The sequence below is a fragment of the Anaerobiospirillum sp. NML120449 genome (assembly GCF_023051105.1).
Classification (GTDB): domain Bacteria; phylum Pseudomonadota; class Gammaproteobacteria; order Enterobacterales; family Succinivibrionaceae; genus Anaerobiospirillum.
Genome location: NZ_JALKIL010000044.1, coordinates 1 through 25,932, shown reverse-complemented (window position 1 = coordinate 25,932; position 25,932 = coordinate 1). Strand labels below are relative to the sequence as shown.

6 protein-coding genes are annotated in these 25,932 nt (G+C 54.7%); 5 read left to right on the top strand and 1 reads right to left on the bottom strand.

Translation table 11 applies throughout. The annotated features are described in order from the left end of the window. The first annotated feature begins 545 nt into the window (after positions 1–545). The 5 genes from MXE41_RS10955 (at position 546) to MXE41_RS10935 (ending at position 24,765) form a co-directional block, all read left to right on the top strand. On the top strand, positions 546–2,867 hold the full coding sequence (locus tag MXE41_RS10955) for a hypothetical protein (protein ID WP_247100513.1): 2,322 nt from the start codon (positions 546–548) through the stop codon (positions 2,865–2,867). A 374-nt stretch (positions 2,868–3,241) separates the two neighbouring features. Then, entirely contained in the window at positions 3,242–10,492 is a 7,251-nt protein-coding gene (locus MXE41_RS10950) for an FtsK/SpoIIIE domain-containing protein (protein WP_247100512.1), read from the top strand. 452 nt (positions 10,493–10,944) lie between these two features. Beyond that, the gene (locus MXE41_RS10945; RefSeq protein WP_247100511.1) at positions 10,945–13,500 is read left to right on the top strand and encodes a hypothetical protein; all 2,556 of its coding nucleotides are present in this window, start codon (positions 10,945–10,947) and stop codon (positions 13,498–13,500) included. 258 nt (positions 13,501–13,758) lie between these two features. Continuing rightward, complete coding sequence (locus MXE41_RS10940) at positions 13,759–17,343, top strand: hypothetical protein (protein ID WP_247100510.1); 3,585 nt, start codon at positions 13,759–13,761, stop codon at positions 17,341–17,343. 462 nt (positions 17,344–17,805) lie between these two features. Continuing rightward, a complete protein-coding gene (locus MXE41_RS10935; protein ID WP_247100509.1) occupies positions 17,806–24,765 on the top strand; it encodes a DNA translocase FtsK in 6,960 nt (2,319 codons plus the stop codon). A 286-nt stretch (positions 24,766–25,051) separates the two neighbouring features. On the opposite strand, the gene MXE41_RS10930 is transcribed toward MXE41_RS10935, so the two are convergent. Then, entirely contained in the window at positions 25,052–25,714 is a 663-nt protein-coding gene (locus MXE41_RS10930; protein ID WP_247100508.1) for a phosphoribosyltransferase, read from the bottom strand. Positions 25,715–25,932 lie beyond the last annotated feature (218 nt).

The window sequence follows — 25,932 nt, the reverse complement described above, 5'->3', positions numbered from 1 at the left end:
CGGCGCCCGCGCCCGTGACCGAGCATCTCCAGCACCTTTGCCATGACCAGGCAGTACGGCCTGGCTGCAGTCAAGACCAGTGTGCCGGGGCACTGCCGTGACCTGCTGCAAACGATCTGGCTGCAGTCAAAACCTGTGGTCCGGGGCCTGCCATGACCTGCTGCAAACGGTCTGGCTGCAGTCAAGACCAGTGAGCAGGGCCCCTGCCATGACCTGCTGCAAACGGTCTTGCTGCAGTCAAGACCAGTGAGCCGGGGCCTGCCATGACCTGCTGCAAGACGTGCCATGACGGCTATTAACTGCATGACTGCGAGCAACTTTGAGCTCACGGCCTGCAACGCCGATTGCACATTGCTGCGGGCGGGGCTGCCCCGGGCGGGGAGCCAATAACAGGCAAGAGATGCTGATGGCCGACTCCTATAGCCATGAGGCCAGTAGGCCGGGTACTTACTCAGATAACGGGAGTTGCACGCTGCAGCTCTGATAACAGGCAAGGCCGCAGTCTGCACAGATGACAAGGGCTTGAGATAACTCAGGAAGACTTTATGACCACCTACTCCTCTCCACAAGAGCGCTTAAGCGCCTGCACCATTACCAGACTTGAGCCCTCTGACCATGATTATGCCGATCGCATTCGACGCGAGAGCGCCAACAAATTTAATCCTGAGGCCGGTGATACGGAGCTCAAGCTGATGCTGCCCTCCACTCTGGAGCAGGCTGAGGCCATTTTTGATGACAGCGATGCAGGCCGGGCTGCCCTTGATGCCATTGCAGCACTGATCAGAATGCAGGAAGACTGCTTTCTTGGTGAGCGCATGCCATGCTGGCCTGATGACAACCAGGGCGTCAACTATATACTGCGTGGTCAGTATCTGGGTTATGCCCTGCATGAAGATGAGCCCCCTGAGCACATGATGCTCGAACTGCTGCAGGTGCTGGCATCCCAGAATCCTGCTGCTCCTCTCAGTGATCAGTGCTGCAGCCAGTATGGCAGCACCGTCTTTAACAGAGCCCGCCGTCTGCTGCTGCGCCGCATTGTCTTTAACAATCCCTTCACCGGCACCATCTCGATCGGAAACAAAAACGATGAGGCCTGCTGGAAAGAATGGCAGACCCGCTTTAACGAGCACAACCGCTCCACGGGCAAATCCGGCGACAAATCCTCTGAGTTCGACAGCGATGCTGCCAGTACTTCTGAAGACTCTGTATGCATTGATGATGACACCCTGCTCAGACTGCGAAAAGCCTTTACCCAGGATAACGGCGCATCAGGCTTTGCCAGCTTTGCCCGTGCCGTAAGCCTGCTGCGCTGCAGCTCCATTGACCTTAACTCCGACCATGACTGGTCGACACGTTTCCTTTTCCCTTTCGGCATCAGCACCATCTTTACCGAGATCGACAAGAAAGGGATCAGAAAGTCCAATATCATGGCCGGTCAGGGACACATACTCTACACCATGCTGCAGCGCGACTACGCTCTCCAGCATGCCTCCATGCATGGGTGTAAAAACACTGAATGCCGTACTGGCAACGGTAATGCAGAGGCTGCAGTTTGCGCGACTGACAGTTGCTGTGCAGACCAGCAGGCCTCCATGCATGGGTGTAAAAACACTGAATGCCGTACTGGCAGCGGTAATGCTGAGGCTGCAGTTTGCGCGACTGACAGTTGCTGTGAAGATGTTGGTCGACACCTTGTTAAGACTTTCTTTGAAGATCAGGATCAGATTGCGCGCTTTGCCATGCTCATCAATGCCAGTGAGTATAAAGTCATTAACGGACAGTCCTGCAGCTGCGATGAGAGCGAGGTGGTCAGAGCATTTCAGGACAGTGCAATTGCCTATAAGGACTATAACGAACGCAGCAGCGCTCTGCGTGCTCTGAAAGTTCCGGATGGCGGCATTGTTGACAGGACTGATACCCGCTATCTGCCTTACCGCTTCCTGCCGGTCTTTACAAGGCTAAGAGAAGATATTGAGGCCCTGCTGTCATGGGAAATCAACAAGCAGGACATGTTCATGCATTTAAGCCGCATGGTCGCCCTCAACTTTGCTGTCTATCTGCTTGAGCAGCAGCAGAAGATTTGCAATGGCCTGCATGAGTATGAACAGCAGGCTGCCCGTGAGGGCCGATCTGTCAGCCTTACTCAGAAAAAGACAGATGACATCAATCTGGTGCTGTGTGCCGAAGATGCCGGTCTGCGTGGCCTTGCCCGCCTCTCTCACAACCGTCTTGATGAAAACAACAAACTGATGTCGGTAAGCCGTGATGCCAGTGTGCGCTACCGTCTTAATAACTTCATTGACCTTGCCTGTCCTTTCCTGAGAAAGGATGGCGATCTGAACGACGCCCAGAAAGATCTGCTCTATGTCATTCGTCATGCCTGCTTTAACCGGGGCATCGATGACTTCAACCCGAAAGCTGATGACTTTGATCCGGGAGTGTTCAAAAGCTGCGCAGACTTCATAAAAAACACAGTTGAGGACCTGGATAAAAACCGCAGCCACACCAGATACGTCCACCGATCCCTGATCAAGAACATAGGCATGTGCTCATCAAGCCGCAATGTCAGCCACATGTACTACAGCATGACCGACCGCATGCTGCGCACTCTGGTTCTGACAGTACTGGGACAGCGCAAAGCCGTGCACATGAAGCTCAGCGACTTTATGAAAACCCTGTATGAGCGCTACCACATCGTCATCGGCCCTGAGCAGTCTTATGACTATCACTCAAGTCCGGATGAAAGCCTCAACATCAGACGAGATGACTTTGACGCCAACGAAAAGCATTTCAAAAACAGCCTGGCCCGTCTCAACATGCTGCTGGTCCTGAGCGACGAGTGTGAGTACATCAGACTTCCATCCTGATGCGGGCCTCAACTCCCCGTCCAGCAGTACCTTTGTGCCACTAAGAGCGCATACGGCCTGAAGCATGGACCCTGCCCATCAGTCCGGCCCTGTCTATGGCTCATACAGCCAGTGCAGGTAAGTGCTCTGACATTTGCCGGGCATCCTGGCTCAGCCGGGCATTGCAGATGCCTGCTCCGGCAGGGCCAGGCTGTGCAGGCCAGGCTGTGCAAGGCCAGTCTATGCATGGCCAGGATGTGCAAGGCTGGGCTGTGCAATGCCGGGCTGTGCAAGGACGGGCTGTGCATGGCCGGGCCGGGTCGGCATGGGTTTGATTGCCGAGATTACTACTGTCTTATTGCTCCTTTTGTTATCCCACCGGGAGATTATCTGTTATGAAACTCACTCCATTCCTGCATACCAGTACCTGTCTTATGGCAGCTGCGCAAGATGATGGCCTCCCGGCAGGCGCTGCTGCGACAGCTGCTGCGGCAGCCGATGCGGCTGCGGTGACTGCTGCGACAGCCGATGCGACGGCGGTTACAGCTGCGGCAGCATCCGCAGGGGGTGTGGCTGATCTGAGCGAGCCGGACTGGTCTGAAGATCAGGAAAGGCCGCTAAGTGATCTGTGCCTGCTAAGTCAGCCTATGAGTGCGGCCCTTGAGGCTGTCAGATCCTCATGGGAGCAAAGCCGCAGTGAGCAGGCTCTTGATGCCAGCGCCGGGAATCTCACCTCCGAGCTCATTGCCTTTGCCGGTATGCGCTGTGTGCTCGACTTCCTGCCGGGATCACGTGAGGAGTACTTAAGCGATCGTGGTGGCAACAGCGGCCTTGATATTGTGGTCATGGTCAATCTCAAGGAAGAGTACATAAGACTTATCTGTGACAGACTTGCAGCCATGGGCGCACAGTGCTACAGCTCCATGACTCAGGAGCAGCGTCTTACCGCCCCTGAAATCAGCAACTGGAGTGACAGTGACCGTGCCCGGTGCATCTGTCTTGCCGTCAACAGCCGCAATATCACCAGCGGATCTGATGATCTGCCATGGCTGTGTGAGCTCAGCGCCACTGATGCGCGCAATACCACTGCCGTCGGCCGCAAGCTCCTGTGTGCCGCCCTGTCCACCGAAAACACAGACACCCTTGGTCACAAGAACTGCCGCATAGACAACAAGGCTCTGATGCGCAGCATTGTCGACAATACCTTTGCCTTTGTTCAGGCAAAGGCCGCCGAACTCAAAATTGCCATAGCTGACAGCAAAAACGATGAAAACATCATCACTCAGGTGCTCAATGAGCTCGACCGCTCTGACTATGTCAGCAATCCTTACCATCTGGCCCGCTATGCCTGTGCCGTGATCAGGGGACTGCAGAGTGCCGGCAGCACGGCATCGCTCGAGCAGATCATTGGCCAGAGCCTGCAGGTGCTCTCATTCCCTGCTGACAGCAACATGTTCAGCAAGACCGGAAAGAAGAGCCAGTCATGGCATGGCTCCACCGCTGCCGCCGTGCTCAGGAACCGCAGCAGCTTTAAGGAGGGCCGTGACAGCAAGGGCGAAGATCTCGACTTTCAGGCCATGGCTGAAAACTATCTGAACAACTTCTGGCGCCGCCAGGAGGACAGAGAGCGCCTGACTTATGGAGGCCATGCCCTGATCCGCAACTGGCTTGCCGCCCTGCAGGCCCGGGACAGAGATGCTCTGACCCGGGCTTTTGAGCTGCTGTGCACTCTTGAATGGGAGGATGTGCTGGAAAATCTGCTGGGCAGCAGCGAACGCCGCCAGTCCAGCCAGAAACTGTGGGCCCAGACGGCCAGCCTCATCCGTGACAACATCACTGACGAGTCTGAGAACATTACCGCCGCCGAAGAGGCTGAGATCAAGCCTCTGGCCAATGCCGGCATCAAAAGCCTCAGCGATGAGGACAAGGAAAAGCTTGAGAACTTTTACCTTGCGCACCGCAACCACATCCAGACTGACAGCAGGATCGACAAGGACTGGCAGAAGCGCATCTACAACATCCAGAGCGCCACTGATGACAACTTCATGCTCTCACTGGCCCGTCTGCTCATGCTCAACTTCCCTTGTCAGGACGGTACCTGTATTGAGCGCATTACCCTCAAGCTCAATCTCACCAGCAATCAGATAAGAAACCTCAATGAGCATGCCGGTCACTATTTCAGCATGCGCTTTGGCCCTTATCTCAGGCGCCTCAAAGAGGAGCTGGGCGACATCTTTGTCATCAGCCTGCCATTTCGCCAGGCTGACAGCACCACCGGCGCGTCCGCCGGCTCTGTCAGCACAGCCAGTGCCGAGGTCGAGGCCGGCAGCCAGCAGCTGCCTGATCCGCTCACTGACTTTGGCGCTTTCATTGCGGCCAGACCGGCCAAGCGCAAAGGAAAAGGCAAATCATCAACGAAAAAGGGCTCCACGCCTGACAATGAGATCAAGTTCTTCCTCATAGTCAAGCTCAGCAACAGCACCAGAGAGGAGAAGCTCTCTTTCTCCTGGAAGATGGACAAGTCCGTGCCTGTTCATCTGAGCACCGATCTGTCATGTCTCACCAGAAGCAAAAGCAAGCGTCTGCTGCGCGGTACCTACCGTCAGCGCATATTCGGTCAGACTGAAGATGAAATTCTCAGCATGACCCTCAAAAACAAGAGCACCATGCCCGGCAGCAGCAGCATGTTCTCAGGCGCTTATGCCGTTGATCTGAGCCGTCAGGCCCAGGATCTTTTTGAGGTGCTCAGAGGCCGGGCTGCCGATGCCGACAGCTCTCTGACTGAGAGGATTACTGCTCTCAAAGAGCAGTGGGAAGCTTTTACCAGTGAGTATATGGACTGTCTTAAGATCATGAGCAAGTGCCAGCTGCGCTATGAGCATGCTCATGCTCTGTCGGTAAACTATGCCCTGCTCCAGCACAGCATTCATGATGTCATTGCCGACTCAAGTACCTTAAGATCCTGCATTGATCCGCTGCACAAGCTGCTCAGAGCGCTGCTGCAGGTGGGCATGGCCTATCCTGAGGGCAGCGATGGTCTGAGTGCCGTGGCAACTCCTTTTACCGTAGAGAGCATGCGTGGCTTTACCGCCCGCATGGAGCGCCTGTGCGACCTCATTGTCAGCAAAGTCAGAAACAGCAGCTCAGCCTGGCAGGCCCGCCGCTGCATGGACATCCTGTCTGCAGAAATCAACTCGCCTGATGCCCCTGATCTGTGCGCCCTGCGCGACGATCAGCGCGGACAGCTGCTGGTTGCCTCCGAGTACACCTCAGGCTATACGGTCTACCGCCCGTTGCGTGCTGCTTACGCCATGAGCAGGAGCGGAGCTGCTGTCATGCCTGCAGGTTCGTCAGCGCCAGTGCCTCCATCAGTATGCACCGATGAGGTCATCAGCTTTATCGACAGTTATGTCAAAGGACGTCCTTTTACCCCTGAGCTCTTTACTGTCATGGTCAGAGACTGCCCTGACATTGAGCTGGCGGAGCTGCTTTACCAGCGCCTGAAAGACTTCAAGGGCCTCAAGGGCACACGTTTCCATCTGCTCTTTGTCAGCGACATCAGATACTCGCAGAAGATCTACAGCTGCTTTGAGATGCTGCGCAGCAGCCGTCAGCTGCAGGGCATCACCAGCTCTGACCGGGTACAGGTAAGCGTACTGCCTGTGGTCAACAGCGATGATGCCACCGGCACTTACAGCTGCTTTTTCAACCGCAATGCCCTGGAGAGCGGTCTTATCAGTGCTCAGAGCACCATGTCAGGCTATGACATGAGCCGCATTGCTGACCTGGGTGTGCTCTTTTACAGCTTTGATTCCCGCGCCCGCACTGATTTCGTCAGAACCCGCCTGCCGGCCATTGCTGACAACAGCGCCGTTGCCGCCTCGTCAGTAAGCCGCAATATCTTTGATCAGTCATCAGAGGCCCGCGTTCGCCGCTGTGCCGTGAGCAATGTGCTCACAGCCGAGCGCATCCGCCTGTGCAACTCCCTTGCATTGCTCAGCGAAAACCAGGTAAGCCTGGACGAGTGCCGCCGCCTCGACCGCCACATCCGCGCCCACGCTGCCGCCGGCACAGCCGGCATGGGCGCCCATGGCGGCGTCAGCAGCGCCCGCGCCGGCGCCCCTGGCGGCAACAACGAGCTCTTTGAGGTGACCCTTCCGTTCATGACCCTCAAGGATCCTGATGAGAACCTGCTCGATGAGGTGCACAGCAAGGCCGAGGTTGCAGCCTTTATCGATGAGCTGCCATGCCGCAGCATTCTCCGTCAGAAGGACAGGCATCTGGTCTACTACCGTCATCTGCGCAACCATAATGTCCACTTCCTGGTGTCCTCCACAGCTGAGCGTGCCTGGACCAGTCACTGGCTCCAGGATCTGTACGCCAGCCTGTATCCTGATGCCCGTGGCCACATGTTAAGGGCCCGTGACTTTGTTGATGTCATCAGACTCAGGGCTGCCGACATCTCAGGCAGCATATTGCTGCGTGCTGAAAACCGCTGGAAAAACACCATGGAAATGGCCGGTACGGTTATGGCCCGCTTCATATCCGAGCCCGTGCTCAGACAGCATGCCGCAAAATATGGCCATAACATGGCCGTGGATCCTGTTGAGGCCATGGATCATCCCGTGTTCCTCTCTCTTGATGACTACGCTCACATCTTTGCTCTCAACGGTCAGCAGCGCGCCGACATCCTGGCCCTGCAGATCTTCGGCCTGCCCGGCAGCACTGCCGCAGCTGACGCAGCCGGTGCCGGCGCGGCCGTCAACGGCGCCGATGGTACTCAGGCCGGACCGGGCCGCCGCCGGCAGTATCTGCTGGCCGTGCAGGTCATTGAGTCCAAGTTCCTCAGTCAAAATGATCCTGAGGCCCGCAAGAAGTCCATCAGGCAGGCCAGTGAAACGGCCAACATGTTCTACTCGGCCTTTGAGAAGGGCACGGCTGACCGCATGCAGCTGCTCACCCGCCTTACCAGCATGATTGCCGACAACTGCAACGCCCGCTCCAGCGCTCTGAGTGACAGCCTCAAGCAGGTCATTCATGAAATCAACCAGGGCCATGTGCTGGTGGATGTCAGCGGCATTTCCGCAGTCTGCGAGTGCAACAGCGATGCAGGCCACAATACCTCCACGGCCAGAGTTGAGGCCGGCCATAAGGACAATGCCTTCGAGGTGCTGCAGATTGTGTTGAACCGCTCAGATGTCAAAAAGATCTTCAGCGACCTGTGTCAGTGGCACCGCGATACCGGCCACCAGACAGAGTCAGGCCGCCGCTTTGAGCTGCCGGACCTTGAGCTGCGCATGCCCGATGACAGCATCGATCGCCTGTCATCCCTGGGCCGCCATTACACCATCAAGGACCACCCTGCCATTGACCTGAGCGTCCCGCTCACCACGGCCGCCTCAGCTGCAGCTGAAGCTTCAGCCGCCGCCCGCGCATCAGCTACAGCTTCAGCCGCTGCAGATGCCTCTAAGGCGAAGTCAGCTTCAGCCACGGCTGCGGCAACAACCTCAGTCACAGACAGTACTGCTGCTGCAGCCAACAGCAGCGTTACTCATAACGATCAGGAGCCTGAACTCACTTCTGGCGACCACGCAGGCGCTGCTGCCGGTTCAGGTACTATCTCAGGCGCTGATGCTGCTGCCGGTTCAGGTACCGGCTCAGGCGCTGATGCTGATGCCTGCTCTGGCCATGATGTGCCTGGTCGTAACGACACGGTCATGGAAATCACTGATGATCTCAGTGGTGGCCAGAATGAACTCAGGGCCGGCGTGCTCAGTGAACAGGACAACGGCCCTGAGCCCGGCCTGAGCGCTGTCAGCATGGGCGGCAGTGAGCCTGGTGCGCCGGCTCAGTTCATTGGTCTGCAGAACCATGCCTACAATCAGATCTCAGGAGCCACGCTCTCGGCCGCTTCGCTCAACGAAGACCTGACCGTCCTGCACAATGAGCAGCTTGAAAGGCTGCGCAGGCTGGGCCTGAGCTCAGGTGACGGCGCTCCTGCCGGCGCAGGCGCAGGCGCTGGTGCAGGCACAAACGCCATGATTAATGACATTGACCAGGACCCGGGAGTGGGTCCTCACAGCGGCAGCAGCGACGGCGGGGGCATGTACTGCGATATCGACCTGGCAGCTCCGGGAAAGACCAGGGCTCCGGGAAAGACCAGGGCTCAGGCCAATCTGGAGGCTGTGCTCAAGGCAAAGGAGAACGGGACTGTGGTCATCCCACCTCTGACTACAGGATTTGAGGAAAAGCAGTCTGCAGCTGACGACAGCGGCGGCGCGGCCGACCGTGGCCATGGTAATAACCATGATGCCGCCTCAGGCGGGGCCGGACAGAGCGCGGCTGAGCTGCTTACGGAGCCTGAGCGCCTTGCCCTGGTCAGGTTCTGGAGCGAGCATCCACTCATTGATGATTATGTGCGCCGCGTGGAGCAGGATGTGACTGTTGAGCAGGACGGCCTTGAACGTCAGGAGGGGCTTAATCATGCTGTGGCAGCCCTGGTCGAGTGCATGCACAAGGCCGGACTGCCTGCTGATGTCATGAGCAGTACCCTGACTCCTAACGGTGCCTGTGTGCGCCTTAGCGGCCATGACGATCTGAGCAGCAGGAAGATCCTCGACCTGAGTGAAAAGCTGTATACAGGTGATGCCGGCATCAAGCTCATTGCTGTACGCAGTGTGCAGCATGCCTATGAGCTCAATATCAGCTGGCCGGGCAATGAACGCCGTCCTGTGCCTTATCTGTCCCTGCTGCGAAGCCGCAGACTCAATGTGGATAACTTCATCTGGCAGGGCCATACCTGCACTGGTTTTAACAGCTGCTATCTCATAGGTCTTAGCGACAACGACGGCGCCCCTGTTTATCTTGATCTCCGAGGCGTTTCCCCGCATACCCTGATAGGCGGTGCCACCAAGTCAGGCAAGTCCACCCTGCTCAATGCCCTCATCATGGACATGGTTCTGACCAATACCCCTGAGGAGCTGCAGCTTTATCTGGTAGACCCAAAGGGCGGAGCCGAGCTTGATGACTTTGCTGACCTGCCACATACCCAGTCAGTGCTGGTAAGCCCTGATGCATACGGCCCGGCATTCAGTCACATTATTGATGAGATGGAAAGCCGCCTTAAGCTCATGAGATCGCTGACCAAAGAGATCAAGCAGCAGCAGGGCTCATGCTCATCCATACGCGACATAGATGAGTACAACGCCCGGGCCTGCGAGCATGGCCGTAACCGCATGCCGCGCATAGTGCTGGTAATTGATGAGTTTGCAGAAATCACCAGCGGCGAAATGGCAAAGGCCTTTGAGGACATGCTCACCCGCCTGTCCAACAAAGCCCGTGCCGCCGGCATCCACCTGCTGCTGTGCACCCAGCGCCCCGACAGCAAGGTGATGAACGGCCGCATCAAGAGCAATGTGGGCAACCGCATCTGCCTCAAGGTCAACGGCCAGCACGACACCGGCATCATTCTGAGCTCAAACGATTACGACGCCCGCACTCTCATGGGCTACGGCCACATGATTGCCATTGTGGACAGCCGCGACGGCGTCATTGCCCAGTCTCCGTTCATCGACCGCCGCACCGCCACAGATCTGATCGCGCTCATCACCCGCGAGTACCAGCTGCGCCAGCAGGCCACCAGGTAACAGACGGCGCCCGCTCAACACCTGGCAACAGACGGCTCCAGCTCAACACCTGGCAACAGACGGCGCCCGCTCAGCTGTGCTGCGCAGGTACAAAGCAAGGCAGTGCTGTCATGGAGTGACAGCGCTGGACGGCCACATTCCATTTAAAAAGGCAGCTCCCTGGGGCTGCCTTTGTTTTTTGGGCGTGACCGATCACAGGACAGTTATTGTCATACTCAATCTTCCACATGCGGTCAAATCACTCGAGATAATGTGAGCTGGTCTCGTTTTGGATACTGAGCTTCTGCCATGGACGGCCTGTTTACACGCTTTTCTGCTACAATTAGACAGTCTGCCGATACGTAAAAGTATGCGGCCTGCCAGGATCTGCGCTGCAGAATCCTGCCTGCTGCTCTGCCTGTACTGCTGTTTTACAGCATAGTGTTCATCTCAACTATCGTAAGGAAGTTTTTATGGCCAACAAAGCCGCCGACAAATTCCTGAGCTACCTCAAGGACTACGGTCCTTATGTCAGCAGTAATGCACAGTATGATGAACATGTACGCAACTCAGCACGTCTCAATGGCATCAGACCTTTCTTATTTGAGATGCCCCGCCAGAACAGCTATCGCGATCAGATAGCCGCCTGCGTTCAGCAGGGCCGCTCCCAGATTTTCATCCTCAACGGTCAGGCCGGTGACGGCAAGACCCACTTCATGCGCCGCCTGTGCACCGACGCTCAGCTGTTCGGCCTTACTCCCGACACCTGGGATCTGTCCATCTCGGGCGTCTGGCGTGTGCTTCCTGTTGATGCCCAGGGCAATGCCCTTACCACTCCGTGCGTCACCTCCGATAACTTCGAGCTCACCGACAGCTCAGTCTCTGCCGCCGTCAAGCGCAGCAGCGATGACCGTACCTTCCGCGCCTGCACCATCATCATCCCGGCCGGCCAGAACCGCCCGCGCCCGGTCAGACTGGTAACAGTAAGCGATCTGTCTACTGTTGAGTCAAAAGAGGACATGGCCCTGATTGTCTCGACCCTCGAGACCTGCGCCCGTGAGTATGGTGCTGCAGCCGCTGCAGGCGCCGGCACGTCAGCTGACAGGGCAGCCGGTGCTGACGGCGCTGGGGACTGTATCACCATTGGACTGATTGCCGGCAACAATGGTCGTATTCTCAAGCTTTTCCAGGACTGTGAGAGTTATATCCGCAGCCGCGATGCCGGGCTGCGCCAGTCACTGAGCACTCTGGCTGCAGACATGGAAAAGCACATGCTGACCCGACGTGTCTTTTCCTGTGACTTCCTTACACTGCTGACCATGACTGACTGCCTTGATCGTCAGGCCGTCAGAAATATTTTCCTGAGCGTGCTTGATCATGAGGGCTGGGAAAAGTGCGAAGGCTGTGAGGCCTGCAGCAAGTGTGCTGTTTACTCCAACCGCCGTGTCCTGCGTACGGATCGCATCATCAACAAGTTCTGCGACGTTTTTGAGCTGGCCCGTGACAATGGCATCAACTTCACCGTACGCAACATCCTGATGATTGTTGCCAACGGCGTGGTGGGCAACAGCGACTCCAAGCGCTACTACAGCTGCACCAAGGCCCTCAATGACGCTCTGGGCAGGAACAAAAAGGAACTGAGCGATCGCCGCACCTCTCCTTTTGACAATCTGCTGGGCCGCAACATGACCAAAACCAGACGTCAGGAGGCCGAAGATGAACTTGCCATTTATGACAACTCGGCCACAGAGCTGCCGGTCTTCAAACTGCTCGAGCTCTTTGCTGTAGGCAAGACCGGGTGCCGCACCGCCGACAGCTTCATCCTCAAGGGCAATCTCCCAGGCAGTCCGGCAGCGGCCGCTCACAGGGCTCTGATAACCTCATGTGATGAAGTGGGCATGCTCAAAAAGCTCAATGACTGCATTGATGAGATTCGCGACCACATCAACAGCGATGGCAGCAGCGCAGCTACCCTCACTCAGCAGCGGACCATGCACGGTTGCATGCAGGCCCTGCGCCGCCAGCTGTTCTTTGTCATGCCTGAAGCCCCGAACGCCCTGTTCAATGAATGGGACATGACTGCAATCAGTTATGGCTCTGCTTACCTTAAGACCAAGCAGCTTCTGAGAACCACCTTCAATCTTGATGACGAGTCCATTGCTCCTTCTGTGGGGCAGATTATCAACGGACTTAACCGCGCCTTTACCTCACTGCCGGTAATCAACAGTGACAAGAAGGTCTTCATCACCTCCAACAACAGAATCAATCCGGCCGCCTGCAGCGTGCTTCCTGATTTCAACCGCTATCAGATTGCCTTTGATGGCAGCCCTGAAAACTTCAGCAATGTCATCAAGCTGGTTCACTCCGGCCTGGTCAAGGACAGCCGTGCGATTCCGGCTCTGGTCTACTACCGCTCCAGCGCCACCGCCCGGCAAAATACAGATGCTTCTGATCCACGTAATGAAGCCATACTCAAGGCATTTAACGCCAGCAGCCGCCTGCAGCAGCATCTTAAGGAAGACATGGAAAACACCCCTGAGTACTACGATGATACTCTCAATGGGGACCGATACAATGCCCCACTTATAAGTCAGATTGAAGCCTGGATTAGAAGTCTGGAAGCCCTGAAAAAACTCAGAAGGCTCTCTGCTGATGCATTGCTCGATTATGAGGAGCTCAGTGAACTGATGCTCAAGGCCGGTCAGAACTCCTCGAGTGTCATTGCCAGCGATCTCATCTCATATCCTGAGAATGTCACTTCATCAGGCCGTGAGCCCGATGCCGCTGCCTGGCTCATTCTGACTCCAAGGCTGTTCAACTACCTCATGGCTCTGGGCTCAGGACAGAGTGCTGTTTCCTTTACCCCGGAATGTGCAGATGAGGTCAGCCTGTTCAAAGACCGTATCGACTATCTGATTACCACTGCATCCCAGGCAGCCAGTGACCAGAATGCTTCCTCTGACAGAAAGCTGCGTCTTGGCAATCTGAGGTTCTGCAATCTCGATACTCAGGGACGTATCACCAACTGACCTTAAGGCTTATCACGGCGAAAATACCAGTCACTGTCAACTCAGTCCCGGAATGCAGCCCACATCATGGCTTGAGGGAGAGTCGACAGCTGCCGGTACTTCCATGACCAGTTCTGACCTGCAGTCAGTCAAGCCTCCATCAGACAACATATTTCAGCTCAGGCATGGCAGCAAGCTCTTCCCTGCCTGATTGTGCAGCCCCGCCCGTCTCACAGTGACGGACGGGGGCAGCTTAACCGGCCAGAAAGAATTTCAACAATGAACATCCTCAGCAGATTATTTGGTGACAGCGGCAAAGACAAAAAGTCCGAGCAGAATAAAGCTGGTACAGGTGTGCCTGCAACTGACAGCCGCAAGGATTCATCTTTACTGCAGCCTCAGGTCAATCTCAACAATGAAGCTGTACGCAGTGCTGTGGAGAAAATGCGCAGCTTTGAGGAGCACCGTGGCCTTAACACTCTGCCTCAGGCATCTTCACGCCCTGCTGACAGCAGCCCCCAGAGTGACGGACCATCAAAGTTCCAGCAGCAGGCCCTCAACAAGGCCGAACAGAGCCTGAGGAAGATGGACGGATCCAGCGGCGAGCGCCAGGACGCCATGGCCGTATCCCGTGCCCTTGAGCGCCTCAACCAGATGCAGCAGTCCTCCCAGGCCCGCACCACCGCCACAGCCCCGGCTGCAGCCGCCCCGGCAGCCGCAGCAAGCCCGGCCGCGCCGTCTGCCCCTGCTGCCGGCGCATCACAGGCACCAGCGGCCGCTGCTGCCCGCCCGGCTACTTCAGGTACAGTATCAGAATCTGCAGGCACTGTTGTAACCGCCCGTCCTGCCACTGCAGCTTCATCAGCAGCTGCAGGTGCAGCCACACAATCAAATGCAGGCGCTGCTGCAGCCGCCCGTCCAGCCAGCACGACTGCACCTGCGGGCCCAGCTGCTGCAGGCACATCATCCGCTGCAGCCCGTCCTGCCACCTCAACTTCATCAGCGGCAGCAGGCACAACCTCACAGTCAACTACAGCTGCAGCTGCAGGCGCTGCCGCCGCTGCACAATCAAATACAGGCACAGCTGCACAGCCTGCAGCCGCAGCCAAAACCTCAACCAGGCTGCATTTGCGTCATAATCATGATGGTTCACGTACAGCCTCAATGGCATCTTTAATAGCTGCCAAAAAGGCCGCAGACACTCAACAAGTGAACAGCAATGCTGCTAAGGCTGCCGCCGCTTCAACTTCATCAGCTGCAACAAGCGCAGCTGAATCTAATGATGATGCTGCAAAGCCATCAGCCCGTCATCAAGTCAGCAGCAAGCCTTCTGAATCAGCAGTCGCTTCAACTGCATCGTCTGCATCAGCTCAATCAACAGCATCAGCTGCAGCAAGTGCTGCCGGTTCTAATGATGATGCCGCAAAGCCATCAGCCCGTCATCAAGTCAGCAGCAATCCTTCTGAATCAGCAGCCGCTTCAACTGCATCAGCTGCAGCAAGTGCTGCCGGCTCTAATGATGCTGCCTCAAAGCCATCAGCCCGTCATCAAGTCAGCAGCAAGCCTGCTCAACCTGCAGCTCAGTCAGACAGGTCATCACAGGCAGTGACCAGTAATGCATCAGCCGCCTCCGGCTCCGCTGTTGCCGGGGCTTCGGTTGCCGCCGCTGCTGCAGCGCCTGCCAAGGCTGCTGTGAGCTCATCCCAGGCTGGAGCTTCGGTTCGTACTGGCAAAAAGCATGATAAAGGATCTGGCAGTCAGGGTGATGATGATGGCAGCCTGAAGGGGCTGAAGCTTGGTGACTTCAGTCCGGTTTATGTTAAGGAAGATGACGATCTTGAGGCCATGCGCAGGCAGCTCTCTGCCGGCCAGCTGATTGTCCCGGCTGATCTGACTCAGGCCCACATGCTCTTTGGACATGATGCTCATTCCATCAAAAATGCGCTCAATCCTTACAAGCGCTATATCGACCTTTGTGAAGACAGGTTCCTTGGTGAACGTTTCAGCGCCGCCCCTGCCAGAACAGGCAATCTGTATGTGATTGAAGACCGATATATGAGCAATGGCTTTCATTTCTCTGAAATGCCTGAGCACACCTTGATTGAGTTTTTCCAGGTACTGGCATCCCGTAATCCTGCTGATCCTTTAAGTCGATGTGGCGAAGATGAGTTCGGACGTGTCTGGGCAGTCAAACTCAAACGCCTGATGCTGCGCCGCATACTCTTTAACAACCCTGTTCTTAATACCGTCAATGCCGCAGGAGATCTGTCTCAAGGGCAGGAATGGGAGGTATGGCGCGAGGGCTTCAACCGTCACAACAATAATACTCACGATAACAAAGCAGCTTCGTTTGAGATTACTGATGAGATACTGGAACAGCTCAAGAAAGAGTTTGGCAGCTTTGCCAACTTCCAGAAGGCTGTAGACCTGCTGCGTTACAGCTCCACTGACTATGAAACCAACCGTCAGTGGTGTACCCGCTTTGTCTTTACCTATGGTCTGAACACCATCTTCAATGAGGTCGTGATTTACGGATCATTACAGAACAACATCATGGGCGGTCAGGGACATCTTGTCTATGCCATGCTCCAGCGCGGCTGTTCACTTATTACTGCCCAGGACCCTGACAGCAAACTTGCAGATACAGGCAGAGTGCTGTTTGAACGCTTCTTCAACGAAGATCCTGTAGATGAGCTGGCCGCCCGCATCAACCGCTGTGCTGTGGTCAATACCGAAGAGCGCAAGGGGTCGGCCGATGAGAACATCTTCCTTTTCAATCTTCAGAAATTCGCAGCTGAATGTCAGGATGGCAACGTAACCTTAGCCCGTGCCCGTGCTGAGGCCATAAACGAGAACTACTGCGGTGAAAGCGTATTCTGCCGCCCTGTTTCCTACCTGCCATACAAGGATCTTAAGCTCTTTGGCAATATGCTTGAAGACGTTAATTCCCTGCTGTCACTGCAGCTGAGCAAGCAGGATCTCTTCCTTGCCTTAAGCCAGATCTGCACCCTCTATCTGCTGGTCTTCCTTACTGAGCAGCAGCAGAAAATGTGTAACTGTCTGCGCGACTATGAAAACACGCTTAAGAGTGAATCCGGACGTGGAGCCAGCACTCAGCGTCAGGTACTGGATATCAACATGGTGATCTGTCCTGAAGATGCTGATATTCCGGCCATCAAGCGCCTGTCCATGGATCGCGTACGTGAGAACAACAATCTGTTAAGTCAGAGCCAGGAAGCTTATGTTCGTCATCGTATGAACAGGGCTGTTGACCTGGCTGCGCCATTCCTGCGCCGCAAGAGTGCTCTTAAGAGTGATGAGCAGAAGTTTCTCAAGCATCTGCTGCTGGCCGTATTCGAATTTGACTACAAAGCTGTTGACGATGAGGACAATGAAAAAGCCCGTAAGGACAAGCAGAAAGCTATGCACAAGATTGACCGCTCACTGGACAGCTGCGACAAACTCATTGACGCCATGTGCGAAGTAGCACTAAGTCGCGAAGTGCACATGAAGAGCATACATCATCACATGATGGAGACCGTCGGCCTGGGCGTAGGCAAACGCCAGCCTGGCTTCATTCAATACAGCATGAGTGACAGCCTGACCAAAACTCTGGTCATGACCGTGCTTGGAGATCGTGAGTACATGAAGCTCAGTGACTTCATGACAATCCTTTGCGAGCGCTGGCATATTGTCATTGGTCCGCGTGAGGCCTATCAGTATCACGACAGCAACCGTATGGAAAACAACATCAACAAAAAGGACTTCGAGCTCAACGAGGCACTGTTTAAAAAGACCCTGCACCGTCTGAACATGCTCATCCGCCTGAGCGACCTGTGCGATTACATCAAGAAGCCATGGTAATGGCTGTGCCCACCGGTCGCAGCTGCACAATGTTGTCAGCTGCATCTCAGCTCATGGCTGATCTTACGGTCGCAGCTCAACAAGGCTGACGCCAGGGTTCATGACCATGCCCCGGCCATAGCCGCAAGGCCAGGATGAATTACCTGGCCAGGAAAATGGCAGGCCCGGCCACTGTGATTTGGCAGGGCTGTGATTTGGCAGGGCTGTCATTGGAGCACTGCGCTCCGGATAAGTCCTGTATTCAGGATGTCGGCGCTGCCAGCTGCAGAGCTCTGATGCCTGAACAGGACTGAAACTGCTGCCGTCCCGGGCGCGAAGCCGGCTGATAGAGCCGTACCTATCAGTCTTTGCCGTCTTATAGAACTGTACCTCTCAGTCTTTGCGGGCTTACCAGACCGTACTCCTTTGTAAAGCTGATTACTTTCCCTGTCTGCCCTATCAACTCTTTTTCAGGTTACCCCCATGAAAGCAAGCTCAATGTTATGCACTGCCCCAAAGTTTCGTTCCGCTCATGAAAGGGAAGCTGCAGCAGCTGTTACCGCTCAGGATGATCTGACTGTGCTCACTCATGAAGAAAAGACCGCGCTCGAAAATCTGCGCAAGTCGGTACTTGCTGAGCATAACGAGCATAAGGCCATGGCCGACAGGCTGATTGCCATAGCCGGTGCCGCAAAGGTGACTGAGCTGCTGCCGACTACATACAGGCAGTATATGAGTGCCAGCAACAATGGCGAGCAGGGCCTTGGAATCATAGTTCTTGATAACCTGGACAGCCATACCATCAGGCTGATCTGCGACCGTATCCTGGAGCTGCAGCGCTCAGGTGCAGTACCTGCTTTTGCTTCAGGTCAGGGCGGTGATGATGAAGATGAGAGCGTACAGGAAGCGTACAGCTCTGAGAGCAGCTGGAATCCGGCCTCGATCATTGATATGAGGATTAACCGCTCGCTCATGAAAAACGAGTCGGACAGTCTGGTCTACCTGAGCAACACTACAGCTGCAGATGCCCGTAATTCCTTTGTTCCGGGCAAGGTCATTCTCTGTGCTGCCACTATTGAGGAGACCCGCGACACCATAGGCAATGCTGTCAAAATCGACAGCAACAGTCTTATCGAGGGCATTGTGGATCATGTCACCGACTTCATGACCATATGCTCAGCCCAGTACGGTCTTCCGGTATACAGCTGTCAGAAAGGCCCGGATCCTCTCAAGACAGTGCTGAGCCTGCTGTGCAAGTCATCTGACATCAGCGTCAATCCATACACTCTTGCCATATGGGCCTGCGCTGTGTGGAAGAACATGGAGGGCGGCAAGGAGATCATCGACCTGCGCCGTGCCATGGGCCGCAGCCTCAATGTCTTTTCACTGCCATCAGACAGCTGTCTGTTTACAGTCTCCAACCTCGACAAGTGCACAAAGACCAGTTATAGCCGCCGCCTCAACGAAATGCTCAAGTCAAGAAGCTCGCTGAGAACCGGCAATATCACCACCGGTCGCAAAACTCAGCAGCTGAAGTTCAAAACGGTAGCTGAAAACTATCTCAATAACTTCGTCAATGATGATGAAGGCAATGCATCTCTGAGCTCCACAGAGCATGCCATTATCAGAAACTATCTGAGCGCCCTGAGCCACTTCGAGCAGGAAAGCTACAGCAATGCTTTTGCCCTGCTGTGCCGTATTGACTGGGACACCTGTCTTGAAGCTCTGTTCCAGCCGAAGAACAAAAAGGCCGACAAAAAGACTCTCTGGGAGCAGACAGTTGATCACTTCAACGCTCACAGAATCAGTGAGGACGAAAACATCACTGATGAGGAGCGCGAAGAGGTAGCCGGCCTTGCTGACCAGACAGCCAAAAGTCTGAGCAAAGAGGATCAGGCTGTCTTATATCAGTTCTACCGCAGCCACCGCCGCATCATTGAGAAGAAATCGACGCTGGAAAACAAATGGCGCAAGCTGATTTTCGGCACAGGCACCTACAGTGACAGCAATTTCATGCTCTCTCTGACCAGCTGCATTCTCAATCTGCAGCTCACCCAGGAGCAGAGCATTGAACGCATTGAGCTGACACTTGATGTCTCCAATGACGATATGATGGCTTTTAACTATGAGGCTGCATCATATTTCAGCATGCGCTTCGGTCCTTACCTTGCCCGCCTGCAGCGTGTGCTGCCGGGCCGTTTCTTCGTGACCGGACCTGGCATTACCCTGCCAGAGCCACAGCTGGCTTCAGGTGCCGGATCCTCAGCCCCTTCCGACCAGGACAGTCCTGTAAGTCCTGTTATCAACTATGAGGCCTTCCTGCGGGCACATGAAGCATCTGATGATGAGGCTGACTCACGCTCACAGAGCACTGCCGCCAAAGCACTGCAGCTGAAATTCCAGGTCAACATTACCCTCAGCGGTACCGCCTCCAAAGAAAGGTACCAGATTACATGGTCCGCAGATAAGGACAACCCGCTGCGCTTTACCCATGATCTCGACGCTATTCTCAACTATGGCCGCCTGCTGGCCGGATCCTATGAGCAGCGCCTGTACGGTCTGTCGAGCACCGAAAAGCTGGTCATGACCTTAAAGTCCAGCAGTGCCTTTGCCGGCTATCAGGACGGTCTTGCACTGTTCAGACCTGATGACAGTCACAACCTCAGTGAAGAGGCCAACCGCATCTTCAACAGACTCAAGACTGAGCATGCCTCCTCATACCCTGGTATCAATGACCAAGTTGAGAAGCTGCGTGAAGAGTGGGACAACTTTACTGATCGTTACTTTGAGTGCCTGCAGTCGCTGCGCGACAGCGCTCTGCTTTATGATCAGGCACTGGAACTGTCACGCTGCTACGCCCTGCTCCAGGGCCATATTATGGCCCTGGGCTATGACAAGAATGCCGATAACAATCTGCGCTCTGCCATGCGTGCTCTGAGCTCTGTACTGCTGCAGACCGGCATGGCATGGCCGGTCAACCATACAGGTACGGCCATAGCATCGCCATTCAGCGTGGAGAGCATGCGCGGCTTTACCGCCCGCATGGAGCGCCTGACCTCGCTTATAGTCAGAAGAGTGTTAAATCAGACTGATGTATGTGAACCTGACATGTTTATGGATACGCTCAGTGCCGATATCAACTATGTCGACGCCCCTGAGCTGTGCCTTGCTGATCCGGCTGAAAGCACAGGCAGCCGCTACCCGCTGATTGCCTGTGAAAACTACATGGGCTATACGCTCTACAATGAGCTGTCCAGATCCGGACATGATTTCAGCCCGCTCATCAGTGCTGAACACAGCATCACCGAGATTATCAGCTTCATCAGCACCTACATAAGCTCCCAGCCTTACCCTCCTGAAAGCTTTACCATCATGGTAAATGAGTGCCGCTTCCCGGATCTGGCTACCGAGCTGTACCGCAAGCTGCTGGCTGCCAAAGGTCTGAGCAAAATGAGCTTCAGGATCCTCTTTGTCAACCGCGACATGCAGCTCTCCCAGGAGCTGTACCGTACCTTTGAGCGCCTGCGCACTACTCCTGAGTTTGTCCGCCTTGACCTTGAGCACCGCATCAATATCAGCGTTCTTGCCTATATCAGGGATCAGAATGCCACCGGCACCCTGGTCAACTATCTGAATTCTCATACCCTCAGCCAGGATGTGATGACTCAGATCTACAAAGACATGGCCAATGCCTCAGGCGGCAGTGCCTCTGCAGGCAATAGTACCTTTGTCGGCTCCAGTGACGGCCATGGGACATCAGCCGATGGCAATTCCTGTGCAGACTACTGCGCTGAAACTGCGGCTGACTTTACCCGTATTGCTGATGTGGCCCTGCTTTTCCACGTCTTTGACGGCCATTCTTCTGTCAAGATGCAGAGCTCACGACTGCCGGTGCTGACCGACGAGATCAATGCCCAGCCATCTCTTATCAACCGCAACAGCTCCTCAGACAGCTCAGGTACCACTGCCAGCCGCTATATCATCAATCAGATGCAGACTGCCGAACGCATAGTATGGTTCAACTCCATACTCTTTGCTGAAGACCAGCAGTCTGATGCCGGCAGGAGCGCCCAGACCTGTCAGAAGCTGATGGCCTACATTGACAGCCGCAGCCATGACAATGCCACCTTTGAATCAGACCTGCCTTTCCGCTATCTGTCAGATGTCAGCGAGAAGGGCCACAATCATCAGAGTCTGGATGACTTCATCAACAGCGTTCACGAGCGCAGCGAAGTCGTGGCCTTCATGGATGAGCTGCAGTGCCGCAGCATTGTTGAAAAAGACCACCGCCGCCTCGTTTACTACAGCCGCCTCAAGCACAGCGACCTCAACTTCATGGTGTCATCTGCCGCTCCGCGCAGCCATACCGACCGCTGGCTCACAGGTATCTACGACAATCTGTGCAGCGACCGCAAGGACGACTGTAAGACCTTTATCGATGCTGCCCGCCGTGATGCTTCAGCCATCTCCGGCAGCATTGTGCTGCGCGCTGAAAGCCGCCGTCATAACACCATGGAGCTGACAGGCAATGTCATGTCCCGTTTCCTGGGGGCACAGATCTTTGCCCGCTTCCAGCAGGAGTACGGTCTGCAGACCGTAAATTCCATGCCGCGCCCGGTCTTCCTGTCTCTTGATGACTATATGTCAGTGCTCACCGTAAGAAAGGGCATGCTTGCCGACATTCTGGGCATGCAGATCTTCGAGTACCCTCAGGCCGATGCCCAGTCAGACGGCAATGCAGACATCGCCCCTGACAACGACCCTGACATCGCCCTGGCCACATCTGAGCAGGCCACCGACGGTATGCCACGCAACCGCTATGTGCTGGCCATTCAGATCCTGGAGTCCAAGTTCCTGCAGCAGTTCTCCCGTACGGACGCCAACAAGTCAGCCCGTCAGGCCCGCGTTTCCACCGAGATGTTAAGCGAGCCGTTTAATGGCAATCATGCTGACCGCCATCAGTGGCTGGCCCGTCTTACCGGCATGATTACCGACAACTGCAGAGTAGCCACCAAGGCCGACTCGGCCGAGCTTGCTGAGATCATCAACATCATCAACGAAGGCCATGTCGACATTCACGTCAGCGGTCTGTCCCTGGTATTTGCCTGCAACAGCGACAGCAAGGGCTCTGATACCAATGACATTGCTTCTGCTGCTGCCATACCTGACTTCAGCGACAAGTCAGGCGACGGCCGCCGCATCATTCAGCTGTGCCTGCACCGCAATGCCATCAAAAAGATGTTTGATGCCTACATTGACCAGCAGCGCAGCACTCATGGCTCAGGCAACCAGGGCAGCGATGGCGCTACAGACTGCCGCGTACTCGACAACCTGCTTGCCCGTGCTGAGATGTCTGATCTCAACCAGTATCTGACCCGCAACGGCCCCCAGATCATCAGCCTTACCCCTCAGGGCACCCTGGACCTGACCACCAGCCCATGGCCTCAGCAGCCTCAGCCGCTGTCCCGGCAGCCCCAGCAGCCTGCCGCACCCGAGGTAAAGACTGAGACTCCAAAGCAGCCCCAGCCACCGGTTACCCCAGCACCTGAAGCAAAGCCAGAGGTTCAGCAACAGACACAGCCGCAGCCCCCTGCCGCTCCTGCACCTGAGGTAAAGCCTGAGGATCCACAGCTGCCACGAACTCCGGGAGCACCTGTATATGAGGCTACGCAGCAGGAGTTTCCTCCAGTCACACACGGGCCAGGTACAAATCCTGAGGCTAAGCAGCAGGAGCTGCCGCCGGTCACACACGGGCCAGCTACAAATCCTGAGGCTGCGCCGCAGGATCTGCCGCCGGTCACACACGGGCCTGGTACAAATCCTGAGGCTAAGCAGCAGGAGCTGCCGCCGGCCACACATGTTCCTGATACAAATCCTGAGGCTGCTAAACAGCCGCAGGGCCAGGCTGAGGCCAGTCAGGATGATGAGACTGTGGTTTATGCTGAGCCACGTTCCCTGCCAATGATCACTGTGCCAAGGCGCTCTTATGGCAGCTGGAGACCGGTGGCGGACAATCTGTCTCACTCTTCAGACTCTGCATATGACAACGAGGATGACATCCGCAATAACATCGATATCATCAACCAGGCCATATCAGGCTATAAGGTCAAAGCTCATGTGGTTAATCATGACACAGGCCCGGTCATTACCCGATACGATCTGGAGCTGAGCAGTGATACCAAGAGCAAGAGTATCACCGAACTTGCCAACGATATTGCCCGTCAGCTTACTGTTGCCTCAATACGTGTTGTGCCTGTAATCGAAGGCACTCCTCACGTTGGCCTTGAGGTTCCCAACAAAAAGCGTATCAGCCTGCACCTTGGCGATCTGGTACACAGCAATGAGTTCAAGAACTGCCGCATGGAGCTGCCTGTATGCATCGGTGTATCAGTAACCGGCTCGCCGATAATGGTTGACCTGGCAGATGCGCCACACCTGATACTGGCAGGCACTACCGGCTCAGGCAAGTCTGCAGGTCTTAACAACATGCTGCTCTCCCTGCTGCTCAAGCGCTCACCGGCACAGCTGCGCATGCTGTTAATTGATCCTAAACAGCTGGAGCTGTCCTTATACAGGGACCTGCCTCATCTGCTGGTTCCGGTAATTACTGATGACATAGAGAAGAACACCATCAAGGCCCTTAGCTGGTGTGTCGATGAAATGGAGCGCCGCTTCAAGCTGATGTCATTGGTGGGTGTCAGGAAGATCAGTGAGTTCAATGAACTGGTGGAACGCAGACGTAATGAGGGCAATCCTGTTAAGGATCCGCTCTGGACAGCCTCGCAGTCTCCAGAGCCTCAGCTGCTCGAGCCGCTGCCTAATATCCTTATAGTCATTGAGGAGTTTGCCGACCTTATGGCTCAGAGCAGCAAGAAGAAGGATGAGGTCAGTGTTGAGAGCCTGCTTGGCCGTCTTGGTCAAAAGTCACGTGCTGCCGGTTTCAACATGATTCTGGCTACTCAGACTCCTCGTGTTGAAGTCATTAACGGCACTATCAGAAGCAATTTCCCATCACGTATTGCTTTCACAGTTCAAAGTGGCACGGACTCCAAAGTCATCCTCAATGAGACCGGAGCCGAAAATCTTCTGGGCAAGGGCGACATGCTCTACAAGATGTCAGGCAGTGCCGTGGCCTTACGCGCCCACGGCAGCTTTGTCTCCAACGAAGATGTCCATTACGTAGTTAATGCATGGAAGGAGCGCTGCGGCACAGCCGAGTATGTTGACGGCCTGCTCGATAAGAACTATGCAAAGCCAGAGATCCCTCTCAGTTCCGGCATGGACCAGGACTATGCCCGGGCCCATGCGATGGTCAAAAACTGGCAGAAGGAGAACCTCTATTCTCCGCAGGTATCTGATCTCCAGCAGTCTCTGGGTATTGACTTCTCAAAGGCCAACCGAATCTATAACAGGCTGAAGGAAAACGGCGTCCTGCGCACTTAACACGAAAGGCAGCCCCGAGGGGCTGCCTTTCAAGCTTAAGAACCATTTGTCAGTTAGCTGCAAATCATGCAGCAATTTCTGCTCTCAGGACACTGCTTGGAGATTCCTGAGCTGCAGCAGTCTACCAGATTTAAATTAAAGCGGTTATGGCTGCTGCAGATGAAATACCATCATGTTACTGAACAAACTCTCATCATAAAAATATAAGCACAATATACGATCAATTCAACGTTAACAGTAGTTTTTTACCAACTACTTACACCAAAACTGGATCAATAATATTTACTTATAATAGACCTTCATCATTGTCAGGATCATCATTGTCAGGATCTGGAGCTCTTTGACTACCGAGCGTAAGTACGGCATTTCCTGTCCATGGATTGCTGACATCATTACTCATTTTCAAACCATAGAAAGTCAAGCAAAGAGAAATACAACATACTACTTCAGCCCCAAGTGAATTCATATAATTTATGAATCTGGACATTGATGTGCCCCTGGTAACGACATCATCAAAAAGAACGACTTTTTTCCCTTGAAAGAAGCTGCTGTCAAACTCATAGGTTGAAACCTCATTACCACCCCGATGACTCGGAGTTTTTTCTGTCAATATAGAGACATGTTGAAATCCGTTAATCATCCCTAACCTTCCGCATAATTTGTTGGAAAAGGATTCAAACCTTTTAGTGTTTGTATGGGATGTAGACGCAGGAATACATACCAGCGTTAAAAGGTCAGGCCTTTCAAAAGAGCATCCGATCTTCTTTTCAAGAATATCAATGAATTTATCTTGCTGTATACCATCTTTAAAGCTCCAAACAGCCTCCCTAACCTTTATGGACTCATCGGAAGGATACGCGACTCTGACAGGGACATAGTAATAGAAGAAATAGTAAGGAACAGAGTCTAACTGTAGCCATGATTCAAATGCATTTATACTGTTTGTCATTTTTGGTGATTGCTTTTTTACTGGTAGAGACCTAGTCTCTATATGCTTGTTTGACTAATGAGAGGCAGATTCTCATCTTGCTTGCTTAACGATGAGAGGCAGATTCTCATCTTGCTTGCTTAACGATGAGAGGCAGATTCTCATCTTGCTTGCTTAACGATGAGAGGCAGATTCTCATCTTGCTTGCTTAACGATGAGAGGCAGATTCTCATCTTGCT